Source organism: Flavobacterium sp. CG_9.1 (genome assembly GCF_015751645.1).
GTDB classification, from domain to species: domain Bacteria; phylum Bacteroidota; class Bacteroidia; order Flavobacteriales; family Flavobacteriaceae; genus Flavobacterium; species Flavobacterium xanthum.
In genome coordinates this window covers 1-12,123 of sequence record NZ_JADOVC010000050.1, presented here as the reverse complement: position 1 = coordinate 12,123, position 12,123 = coordinate 1, and the positions used below count along the sequence as shown (strand labels likewise).

General features: G+C 29.2%; 9 protein-coding genes. 3 read left to right on the top strand and 6 right to left on the bottom strand.

Annotated features, from left to right (window positions below; translation table 11 throughout):
- The first annotated feature begins 112 nt into the window (after window positions 1-112).
- The 3 genes from IWX83_RS16565 to IWX83_RS16555 all read left to right on the top strand — a co-directional run bounded on the left by IWX83_RS16565 (window position 113) and on the right by IWX83_RS16555 (window position 2,161).
- Complete coding sequence (locus tag IWX83_RS16565) at window positions 113-427, top strand: HipA N-terminal domain-containing protein (protein ID WP_073355296.1); 315 nt, start codon at window positions 113-115, stop codon at window positions 425-427.
- 58 nt (window positions 428-485) lie between these two features.
- Window positions 486-1,343 carry a HipA domain-containing protein gene (locus IWX83_RS16560; RefSeq protein ID WP_231380076.1) on the top strand — a complete coding sequence of 286 codons (858 nt, stop codon included), beginning with the start codon at window positions 486-488 and terminating at the stop codon, window positions 1,341-1,343.
- A gap of 347 nt (window positions 1,344-1,690) precedes the next feature.
- Complete coding sequence (locus IWX83_RS16555; RefSeq protein ID WP_196831275.1) at window positions 1,691-2,161, top strand: OsmC family protein; 471 nt, start codon at window positions 1,691-1,693, stop codon at window positions 2,159-2,161.
- Between the two features lie 71 nt (window positions 2,162-2,232).
- Here the strand turns inward: IWX83_RS16555 and IWX83_RS16550 are convergent, their stop codons facing one another.
- The 6 genes from IWX83_RS16550 to IWX83_RS16525 all read right to left on the bottom strand — a co-directional run bounded on the left by IWX83_RS16550 (window position 2,233) and on the right by IWX83_RS16525 (window position 11,135).
- Window positions 2,233-2,550 (bottom strand): hypothetical protein, encoded by a 318-nt coding sequence (locus IWX83_RS16550; protein WP_196831274.1) that lies wholly within the window; start codon window positions 2,548-2,550, stop codon window positions 2,233-2,235.
- Between the two features lie 376 nt (window positions 2,551-2,926).
- Window positions 2,927-3,787: a hypothetical protein gene (locus IWX83_RS16545; protein ID WP_196831273.1), complete on the bottom strand. Its 861-nt coding sequence runs from the start codon at window positions 3,785-3,787 to the stop codon at window positions 2,927-2,929.
- Window positions 3,787-7,485, bottom strand: a complete 3,699-nt coding sequence (locus tag IWX83_RS16540) for an ATP-binding protein (protein ID WP_196831272.1) — start codon at window positions 7,483-7,485, stop codon at window positions 3,787-3,789. The genes IWX83_RS16545 and IWX83_RS16540 overlap by 1 nt, the downstream gene beginning before the upstream one ends.
- Entirely contained in the window at window positions 7,472-8,038 is a 567-nt protein-coding gene (locus IWX83_RS16535; protein WP_084129734.1) for a hypothetical protein, read from the bottom strand. Before IWX83_RS16535 ends, IWX83_RS16540 begins: the two co-directional genes overlap by 14 nt.
- A 5-nt stretch (window positions 8,039-8,043) precedes the next feature.
- Entirely contained in the window at window positions 8,044-9,240 is a 1,197-nt protein-coding gene (locus tag IWX83_RS16530) for a hypothetical protein (protein ID WP_196831271.1), read from the bottom strand.
- Window positions 9,241-9,689: 449 nt separating this feature from the next.
- Window positions 9,690-11,135, bottom strand: coding sequence for a Fic family protein (locus IWX83_RS16525; RefSeq protein ID WP_196831270.1), 1,446 nt, complete (start codon window positions 11,133-11,135; stop codon window positions 9,690-9,692).
- Window positions 11,136-12,123: the final 988 nt, after the last annotated feature.

Genomic DNA, 12,123 nt, shown 5'->3' with positions numbered 1-12,123 from the left:
ACTCTAATAATATCAAGGCAAACAAAATTAAACATCAATTTACAAGTAATGAAATTAGACTTTCATTAACTAATTATTGCCTTTTTTTTTAAAAACAACAAACAAAACACATATGAAAAAAGCAATCATATTTGTTCACAATAAAAGAGCAGGAATATTGAGTGAGGATAGTACAGGTGGGTATGAATTTATCTATAATGACACCTATGAGGGAGAACCTGTATCATTGACAATGCCATTAAAAACTAAAACATATTCATTTGCCAAATTTCCCTCATTTTTTGAAGGATTATTGCCAGAAGGAATTATGCTGGAAGGGCTTTTAAAAATCGGTAAAATTGACAAAAATGATTATTTCACACAATTAATTGCAACGGGAAATGACTTGGTAGGAGCGGTAACAGTAAAGGAATGGAAAGATGAATAGATGTCCAATAACTTACGAACTATGTGGCACTGAAAAATATAGTGAAAAGGGACTTCGGATGATTGCTCCAAAACTTACTACATTACATGATTTACCATTTACTGCAGCCGAACAAAGACAAGAAGCAGCTAACCGTGCCAAGAAATTGTCTATTCAAGGAGTGCAACCCAAATTAAGTGCTGTTATTTCAGTTGTGAATCAACAATTTGAAATTGTAGATCAGTTTGGTAATTATATTATAAAACCTCAAAATGACATTTTTCCTGAACTACCCGAAAATGAGGATGTAACCATGAAAATGGCAAAAGTATACGGGCTTGATGTGCCTCTTCATGGATTGGTTTATTCAAAAGATGGTAGCCTTTCTTATTTTATCAAACGATTTGACAGATACAGCAAAGGAAAAAAATATGCAACCGAAGATTTTGCACAATTAACAGGAAGCTCAAGAGATACGAAGTATGATTATACTATGGAAAAGTTAGTCAAAGTAATTGACAAATATTGTACTTTTCCCGCTATTGAGAAAGCAGATTTCTTCAAACGAGTTTTATTCTGTTTTATAACGGGTAATGAAGATATGCATTTAAAGAACTTTTCAGTAATTTCAAGAGCGGGAAAAACAACTTTGACCCCAGTTTATGACTTTTTAAATTCTTCTATTTCCATTAAAAATCCGCAGGAAGAATTAGCACTATCTCTAAAAGGTAAAAAAAGCAATTTCAAATCAGCGGAAATAATTGAGTATTACGCAAAAGAACACTTAGGACTTAATGATAAAACGGTTACCACTATTTTATCTGATATGAATAATAGCCTTCCTAAATGGATTGAACTTGTAGAAGTGTCTTTTCTGTCTGACACTATGAAAGAGAAGTATCTCAAGGTTTTGGATAATAGGATGAAGAGATTTTAAATAATTATTTTTTTTCTACGGTTTACCATAAAATGTAAGTTCAAGTTATAAGCGCAACAGATAAACTAAAACCTCACAATAAATTGATTAAGAGGTTTTTTGTGAAGTGAATGGGATTACAATCGCACAATTAATTCTCCGATCTAGCGCAAGCGTCCCGCTCGTGATGCTCGCGCCAGCGTGGGGAACATAAAGAATAGTTAATTTGTCCAATAGCAGGTTATTTGCCGTTTTGTTTGCCAACAGTTCACTGCTAATATTTACAGTGTTTTTTAATCTAAAGTACTATTTCAATCTCATGCGAAAGAAATCGTTGATTTGATTACTTTTGGAATAAAAATAAAAAAATGAGTTTTAAACATATATTCAAAGCAAAATTGGACTGGTTTTTAGTTAAAAGTGAGCAGGGTCCAACTTCTAAAAAGTCTAGTAAAAGCCATAGCATTACGATAGCAGGGAAGCCTATTTTAAATGTTTCGGCTGCTAAAGCATTCAAAGGAGATTCAACTTTGTATAATCCTGAAGATTTATTATTGAGCAGTATCGTTTCCTGCCACATGATGTCCTATTTATATGTTTGTTCTCAAAACGGAATCGAAGTGCTGTCTTATACTGATGCGGCTGAGGCAACGCTTGAAGTTTTAGATAACGGTAGCGGACGCTTCATTGAAGTGCGCTTGTATCCAAAAGTGATCATAAAACAAAAAGAAAAAATAGCCGAAGCACTACGTTTACATAAAAAAGCAAACGAACTTTGTTTTATTGCTAACTCCTGTAGTTTTCCAATTCTTCATGAACCAAGTTGCGAACTAGGATAATTTCGTAGAAGTTAAATAAAGAATTTGTAAGGTTTCGGGCAATTTATTTACATTTCAATTGTCTTCGGCTTCTATTTTTTAGCTGAAGAAAGAAAAAGAGTCCAACTAAAAGTGAAAGAGGTGATTATGAATACAGCTAGGGAAGAAACAGCAAACGATGAAGTTGCAATAAACAAAACGGCTAAGAAAAGAAATACCGAAACAATTCTTCTTCGTGCTAATAAGAACAATTTAAGAGATTCTACATAAGTCATAACTCTTGAAAAACCGAATTTTTTATTTAAATAGTGGCTTGCTAAAAGAGTAAAGTCTAAAAACTGATGAATTACTCGAAAATAAGAGCTGCCATTTAGTTCAAAATAAGGGCATTTATTAGTTGGTTTTTTCATTGTTTTTTATGTATTTAACCTAAGTTACGAATTCAAATTTTACTCTCCTACTTATCTACTAACAACTAATAGTCCAAAAATGCCAGCATTGTAATAATCCATACTCCTTGATTCGAAAAAAATGCCTTGCAAATCAAAGATTTACAAGGCATTTTGTGGAATGAATGGGATTACAGTTGAACACTTGATACCAGTTTTGACGTTTTTTGAGAGTCTTGATTACAGAATTTAAACAGTTAACTTCAAGGTTGTTAATTTAGTAAGAGTCTTTATTCTTCGGTTATTTAATCCGTTTTTTGACAAAAAGCAGATACTGATTAGAACATTGTTGTATAGGTAAAATGTAATAATTTTTTTTATGTAAATTTTGTTATTATCATTGGGTTTCGGTCTCAATATAATATTCTTGATCTAAACCTTTTTTTTCTGTATTAATGATTTCCAATAAGTATAAAATTTTTACTTCCTGAATGGTATCTATTTTGAAATTTAGTTTTTGATCATTAAATCTTTCTCTATTTCCATTTTCACATAAAGCACTTTTAATATTTTCAGGTATGAAAAAGGTAGCCTTTTGTGATAGATGCTTTTTGTATTCATTTAAATAAATTCCAATTCCTGCAAAATCAAAATCTCCAAAATGTAAATAGTTATTAGGAACAGATTTTAACCATTTTATTAAATCTTTGTTTTGGTTTTGTGGATAACGAGATACGAATAGTGGATTTAAACCTTCAAATAAGTATTTTTGTTCTTGAATTTGACTAAAGTTTTTGGTGTTTTCGACTCCTATAATGGTTACATTTTTGGGTATTTTAAAAGTTTCATAATCATAGATAAAAATAAAACTACCTAATGTAGGATTGATTGTTACCGTCTGATTGTTTAGTTCAGCAATAATTGGATTATAGCAGTTTATCAAAAAGCCTTTGAATACTCTCTCTTTTGAGTTTTTAGAATCGCTAGTAATTTTAACAAAATCGGCACGAGTTGAATTATCATTTTCTAAAGCTTGAATATACTTGTTCAAGTTATTGATTTGTAATTGATTTATTAAATAAAGGTGTAAGTTGTTTTCATTAAATAGCTGTAAAGTTTTTTTATGTTTTCCCTTTCTAAAAATAATATTTTCCCTTACCAAATCATCGATTAACTTACTTTTTGCTGAGCTGTCAGGAATAGTTTCTCCATTGATTAGTTGTACTAATACTTTTGCTATTTTTAAAGTTAAATCCATTAATTAAGAACTTTGGCGTTTACTTTTACTAAACGATTAATTTTAGTGATGTATTTTTTAGCATCCATTGTGGATTGTTCCTTCGCCAATTTATAGGTGTATTTATAATCTGTCGCATTTTGGCTTGTTGGCGAACCATTAATTAAAAGAATGTTTCTTTCATTGGCAAAACGCAAAATTCCTTTCACATTATTAGGATGAAGTCGTCCAATCTCATCCATCATGCAATGCAATTTAAAATCTTTGAATTGTTTGGAGGCACTTTCTTTAAAAACATTCAGCAGCAAAATATTAATCATCGCCTTTACCAAAACATCAGTTCCTTCACTACCAACATTCGAAAGTTTTTCTACCCAACCCGAATCATTGTCATTTTCTACAATTCGGAATTGTAAATCAAAAGATTCTGATAATGTAAGCGTTGAGTTTTTAGATTTTTCTAACTCTTTTACTAATTGTTTTAATAATTCTACCGCTTTCAGATTTTTTGAATTCGTATCTGAACTTGTAAATAAATTAGATTCTCCTAATAATAAACTATTCTCGTCATTGAATTCTTTTATTTGAATGAGTAATTTCACTATTGAGTTTGAACTTTTTTGCGTTCTCATTTCCATTTCTTTAATGGCTTGCACAAAATTTTTGTTCACAAAATCATCATTAATTTTCTTAATAATTTTTTCAATCTCAGCTTCTTTAGAGTTTAGTTCCGTTGTTTCTCGACCTATTAATCGAATAATATTGGCAAATCGTTCGTTAACTCTCTTTTCAAATTCATTAATTTTATCGGCTTCAATAAATTCTTTTAAGTCTGATGCGAAATTTAAAAAATCGGTATCTTCATTTAATTTCACTTTAAAACTAAAAATATTATGCTCCTTAAAGTTTCCATTGAAAGTATTTATTGACTGTTGTAATTCTTTGAATGTTTCAATTCCTTTATAATGCTTGTCGTTTACTTCAGAAATAATGGCAACAGCCGTTTTTGTATCTTCAATTTTGTGTGTTTCATCACTAAAATAAGATTCAAGTCTTGCGAAAGTTTCCGATTTCTGAAACTCTAAAAACTTGTTTTCATCTACTTGAAATTCAGTTGTTTTCGATTGAATTTTTTCAACAATTTCTTTTTGATTTTTATATTTCTCTTCTAATTTAATAATTTCAATTTTATGTTCTGTTTCAAAAGCATCTTGCTTAATTCCTAAACTTATTTTATTTGCTTTCAGTTCAGGAATTTTATCAAAAAGTTCTCTTTTGTCTTTTTCATATTCAAAAACAATACGTTCGTTATTTGCAATAAAATCTAGAGATTTTCCTAATTCGGTTAATCTAATGTCGATTAAATCAAGTCTTTTTGTATCCGCGCCTTTGTCTTCTAGTTCAGCGTTTTGTTGCTTTTTTAGTTCAAGAATACGAATGTCGGCCTCTTTTTTGTTTGCTAAAATAGCATTTGCAATTGCATCTATTTTAGCACTCTTTATAGTGTTTAGATTAGTTATTTCGGTGTCTCTTTCTTTTTCTTTTAAAGAGATTTTCCGTTCAATTCCTTTTCTGATAGTATCTATTTGCTCTTGTGCCTTAATTTTTTGAGAAGCTGTTTTATCCAAATCACTCTCCAAACCTTGCAAAATTGATTCTTTTTGGGATTTAGATTTCTCAATCCACTGATTTAATTCGATTTTATTTTTTGTTATCTTCTCTTCCGTTTGGATTATAAGGTATTCATTTTCTGCGATAATTTCTTTAAAGTCTTTTAGCTTTTTTTGGAATTTAGTTTTTAGTTTTAGCAAATTAGACTCCTTGTCCAGAGTAATTTTCTCAATTGTTTTGAGAATTTCCGCAATCTTGCTTCGATGTTTATCAATTTCAAGATGGTATTCTTTTACCGTTTTTATACGGCTATTCAAAGCGTTTAAATTCAATTCTATACCAAAAAAAGTAGTCGATTTGTTGTCGATTAATTTAGGATTTAAGTCCGAGTTAAAAAGCACATTCTCCTCATCGATTACTTTTCCGATGTTGTTTTCCCAGTTAGGTATTGTGTCGTTTAACCAACCGTAAAGTGAAGATTTGCTTTGCTTAATTTTGTTTTCAATTACCTCAATTTCTTGGGCATTGGTATCACTTTTGTCTTTTTCTTTTTCAATGGAAATAGCACAATTTCTTTCGATTTCATTTGTTTCTAATTCCCATTCTTTTCTAATATTGCCTGATTTGTCTTTTGAATCCGAAACAATAGAATTAGATGACGTCATTTGATTGTCAAGTGTGTTTTTTTCTTCTTTGCACCTTTCAATTTCTGCAACAAAAAACGTCTGATGTTTTAGTTCTGATTTTTTATTTTTAATCCGATTTTCTTCACTTTCAATATTGTTTAATTCGTTCGAAGCTTTTTCTTGTTCCGCTTTATTGTCTTCTTTAATTTGTGTAATCAGAGATTGATACCTGTCATTTAAGGAGAATTTTTCATTTCCAAATTCGCTTTGAATGGTATTAGTTTCTGCATTTTGGTTGTTGGTATATTTCTGATTTTGGTTTTGAACTTGAGAGAGTAATGCGTCATATTTTTGACTGATCGCTCCAAAAGAAGAAGTTAGGATATTTTTTTCTTCACCCAAAGTTTTTTGTTCATTAGTCAATGTGCTTTTTTTTGCTACTTTTTGAATTAAATTAGTAATGTTTTGATTGTTGTATTCTGTTTGTTTATCGCTTGCCTTCGTTAATTCTTTAGTTATATATTTAATCTCGGAAACAATATTTTGTTCTCTTTTTAAATGAAGGTCTTGTATGCTTTCTTTCTTTTTATACATTAAATCTAGTGCGTTCTTTTCAATCAAATAATGAGATGAAAGCACTGGTTTTTGACTTTCAATAAAATACATTCTAGCATTTAAATTGAATGCTAATTCTTTTTTCTCTCTATTCAAATAATTAAAAGTCCTGAATTTGCCAATAACTCTATCTGCTTGATTACGTACAATTATCTGCCCATTTTTATTTTTGTTAAACCATATTTTAATATCGTTAATCTGAGTTTCAAAATCCCGTAAATGACTTTTTGCATAATTTTCAATATCGATTGTAAATTCATCTTCATTTAAAGAATTTATTATCGTGTCTTTAATGAATTTTGCTTCTAAATTTGAATTGAGTAATACGTTTTGGATTGTTCTAGGTATATTTTGATATTGCTTACTTTCGATTAAAGCATATTTCCTGAAATCAGGATTTAGTCCCTTATTGTCGCCATAAATTATTCTGCGAAAATCTTCATAACTTGGAATTAATGCGGTGTAATGAATTTCTTTTCCAAACGCATTTCTTATTTTATCCCAACTTTCAAAGGCTTGATTATTCGTGTCAACAAAATTTTCTCTTTTGTATTCTGAATTAAAAAACCGAAAAGCAACCTTGCCATTTACTTTGTAGGCTAAAACACAAAATGGAACATTATCTTTAACAACTTCATAGATAATGTATGAGTTTTGATACTCAAAATAATAATCATCAAAACCCTTTTTTTCTCTTGGGATGCCCAATCTTGTTTTATTGGCATTGTAAAAAAACAAAATAGCCCGAAGCAAAGTACTTTTTCCTACACCTTGTGTACCGATTAAATGGGTGTTACCATCTAATTCAATTTCTGCATATTTTATGGATGCACTATTTATAAAAACTATTTTATTAAGGTATCTCATTTTCTATTTCTTCGGGAATATTAATAGTTGTTATAATTTCTTTTAAGTAGTTGAACGAGGTCAAAACTTTGTAGGTTTCAGAAATTTCATTTTCTAAAGTGATAAAATTATCCTTTTCTAATTTTTCAATTATTTTTTTAATTCGGTCATAGTTTTTTTGTTCGCTACTTATTTTTTTAAGACTTTCTAATTTCGTTTTTAAATCAGCATTGTTTTTTAACTGATTTACGATGTCTGCAGGAGAAAACCGAAAGCCAACATCAAAAGAAGAATCAAAAGTTTTGAAGAAGTCTAGAGTATCAATCCAATTAAATGCTTTTTCAAGTTTTCTGTCTAAATCAACATTATTTTCTAAACGACTAAAATAGAAATATTCGTTTCCTTGCTCTAAAATGTAATTAATTTGGTAGAAATACTCGTATAAATCTGCAAAAGTATCTTGTTCATCGAGCACTTTATAGAGTGTTTGAATGCGATCATTTGGACTGTTGGAACAGATAAATTGACCTTTACGAAGCACGTCAAATATTTCTGAGGTAAATTTTGTAATCATAAGTATTATCTTGAATATACGATTGCGAATTCTATATTATTTGTTTTTTGAAAATCATCTTCTACGACCAATTCTTGCTCATATTGAGAAATAATTTGACAAAAAACAGTCACTCGTTCATCAAAATCTACTTCTTTATGAAAGTCATAATTAAGAATAAAGTTGAATAGATTATCGCTGGTTGCTACAAATTTATTTCTAATTTCTTCTAAATTTATCATTACCTCACTTTCGATGTTACTTTCAAGGTATTCATCAGAAATTCTATCTGCTAATATGGGTTTGTCCTGTTTTCTATTTTTATGATTTTTTGCAATCTTCTTAATCGTTTCAAAAGCTTTTTCATTTTCTCGAAGAAAATCCAATGATAAGTTTAACGGTTCGCTTAATCTAGTTTCAAAAATAACTTGATTTTTAGCGGCAATTATTTGCTTAATATCCGTTTCGGCTTCAATAGTAAAATGATCTTGTAAGTATTTTAATTTTCGCAATTTCTCTAAAAATTTTCCTTGGTGTTTTATTTGATTTAGGTAATCAATGATTTGCTTTTCTATTTCAATCAGGTTATGTGAAGATTCTCCTAATTGATGTTTTAACTCAATAATAATTCTGTTAAGCTCTTCATCTAATGCTCTGTTGAAAAATGTAATTTCATCTTCGTTAATCAGCTTTAAGGTATGATTAATAAGATTTTCGATGATTTTTCTTTTCGTATCAAGATTTTCTAATTTTAATTGTTTGTTTTTATAATTAGCTTCATTTTTAAAAGTATTCTCTATGTTTCGTCTAAAATCTACGACACTCCTAAGGGTAATAATTCCCATTTTTCTGAAGGTCTTTTTTATAAATCGTAGATAACTATATTTTTTGTTCTCGTTGTTTTCGTTTAAAAAGTAATCAATATTTTCTCTGATATTTTTGATATTTTCATCAATATAAGACAAGTTAATTTCCTCATTAACATCCAGAATCTGTTCAAAAAATTCTAAAAATTGGTCGTCAAGTTCTAAAAGTCCTCCATTTTCTCTTACAACTGACCTTTGTATTAAATAATCAATCCGATTTTCGTCATAATCGACCAACGCTAACGCATCACTGTACTTGTAATTAATAGATTTTCTTTTGCTAAACATTTCAGAAATTAGTTTTTCCTCTCTTTTCAAAGCAGAAATTAATTCCTTAATGTCATTGAATGTATTCATCTATTTGATCTTTATTTTACTAATTTGATATATTAATGTAAGAGAATGAGTTAAAATATATTAAATCAAATATAATATTTATTTTAAGTGATTGGTTAAGAATCTAATATTTTTCAATAATTTATAATAAGTTAAATTATTGAATTGATACTTTGATTATTTTAGTCAAAAAATATAGATCTCTAGTTTCAATTTTCTTTAAATTCATATATTTTATACTTTTATCAAAATAGATGACTTGAAATTCCGATGGGTTGTTTTATGTTAGTTTTTGTTTAAAGCATCTAAAATAATCTAAATTTCAGGTTTATTTTAAACTTCTTGTGTTTGCTAAGTTTGCGTGTCCAATCTCTATAATATAAAAACGCCTATAATTAATTTTGTTCCGAACTAACTTTCAGAGTTGTCGATTACTAATTATTTACACTATTGTTACTTGATTAAATATTTCATTCATTTGAATATTTTTTATTTTGGAACACTTGATTATAAGCGTGTTCCATTTTCACGATTTCATCATCACTTAGTTCCTTGTAAAAATCACGTTTACGACTAGCCAGCTTTCCTTTGTTCTGATGAAGAAACAATATCATGCGATCTACTTTATTATCGGGCATATCTACTATGTTTTGTATATCGCTTCTAAGTTCATCGTAGCATTGAAGAAAGTGCAGTTCTTCTGGAATATCGTTAGTAACTGTAGCTTGTATTGATCTTGCCAAAAACACAGTATGATTGGTTAAATCTGGAAATCGGTATATAGCTTCTATTTCTGATGCATTATTAACAAACATTTTTCCATCATCATTAAGATCATATTTTACCTTGCGTTCAATCAATTTTGAAAGTAACTCTAAAGTAGTGTCGTATTCATCCATATGGGCAAGTATTTGAGCAGAAACAGGAAGTATCGTTCCGTTAGGTACAATACCGTCACGTACCAGAATATCATGAATAAGAAAACGGTGAATTCTTCCGTTACCATCTTCAAATGGATGGATATATACATACCCAAATGACACCATTGCAGCTTTTATAATCGTTTTGGTCGAACTGTTTTTTTTATTTAAGTTTATTATCCCTTGCATCAGAGATTTTACATATTGTGGTGGTGGACAAACATAATGTATTTTCTGTGTATAGTCTCTCATTGTTTGACCAATATAGTTTTGAAAGTCCCTAAAACTATCATCTGCATATCTTGGGTCAACTATGACATTTTGTAATCGTACCAATTCCCTTTCTGATAATGATTCTTCAAAGGATTTTTGTCCTGCTTCTTCCAGTAATGCTATGAACTTTTCCATTCTATCTTGCGATGGTTCTTCTTTCTCTATGTCACTGGAAGATTTGGATTCTTTTTTATAAAGGTAATAGCTTGCTCGTTTAAAAATTTCTGGAGAGTATTCGGTTTTTAGATTTTGAATAGCTTCTTCAATATTCCAATCGAGTAACTCACTAAGTTCAGTGGTTCTTCGTATTATAGGGCAGAATTTGTTCTGCCCTATAAGATTATCGTTTACTTTCCATTTAGTTATTTTTGTAATATCTCCAGTTATATAGTGAGATGAGTTTAATATATTCTCGTAATTAGTTGCAGTAACGTCAACTTCAATAGATTTACCTCCAGTAAACTCATACAAGTAACCAATTATTCTTGGATATTTTCTATTGGGATTTTCTTTTATGTAGTCAACTATAGTTTGGTGGTCAACAGAGGTAAAAATTTCCTTGATGAATGCGAGGTTAAAATCATCATATTTGAGAGCGAATTCTAAATGAGTCATTGGGTGGTCAATTTTCACATCATATTTCGATTTGAATGTTCGTACAACCGAATTTGTTGAACTTAATTCGGTCTTATCCGTTGTTCCAATATATGATTCATGAGTCAATTGAAACCCCTGAATATGTAGTTTTTCTTTAAGCCATGTAAATCCTACTTTTTTCATTTATTTTCTTCTTTTGGGGTAAATTTAATTTTACAAAGGTAAATTTAGTTTTTTTTATCAAAATAAGGGTAAAGTTAATTTATTTTAATGCCAAACTATTTTATTCTTTGCTTTTGGGGTAAAATTAATCTTATAACTAATTAAAGAGATAATTTTGATTTATTTAGATCTTGAATATGAAGAAATTCGAGAAGCTTGTGCAACTAGAAATAAATGAGAAACATATATAATCAACAGATGACTGTAAGCCTTTTCTAGGGGTATTCGCTTCTTTCTACCCTTAAATAGAGAATATTAATCCTTTGGTAACTATTTGCAAATTTTTTTCACAGATGAAACGGAGTTTTTCATTTTAATAGATAATAAATCGATACAAAATTTACGTACGATTTTAAAAAAAAAAATGACGCTCATTGTCTTCCAATAGCGTCATTTGGCATTTTGTGGAGTCGCCGGGATCACAATCGAACACCTAATTCCGATATTAACTTTTTTTGACAGCTTAAAATTATAATGTAATCATTTGATTTTAAGTGATTTGAATTATTTTAATTCAATGATTATTTTTTAAGTTTAAAATATTTAGCTAACTGTTTTTAACGTTTTTCAATAATTCTAAGTTTTTTAAAGATAAAAAGTTGTGTTTAAAAGAGCCGTTAGAGTTCGACTGTCGAACTCTTTTTCACAGTCGAACACTTTAGAGATTAGAGTAATAGAAAAAATTATATATAAAAATATGAAAAAAAAATTAGGTTTTTATTTTGCGGAGAAAGAGGGAGTTGTTCTCTATTTCTAAACCGTTGATATTAATAATTTTTAAATTTCTAGGGTTTCGCTTATTTTAGCCCCCGATAAGTTCGGAGTGTTATTTTAAATTTCAAACTTATATATTTGAAACATGAAATACAAGAAATGGACTTTAGATCAGAAG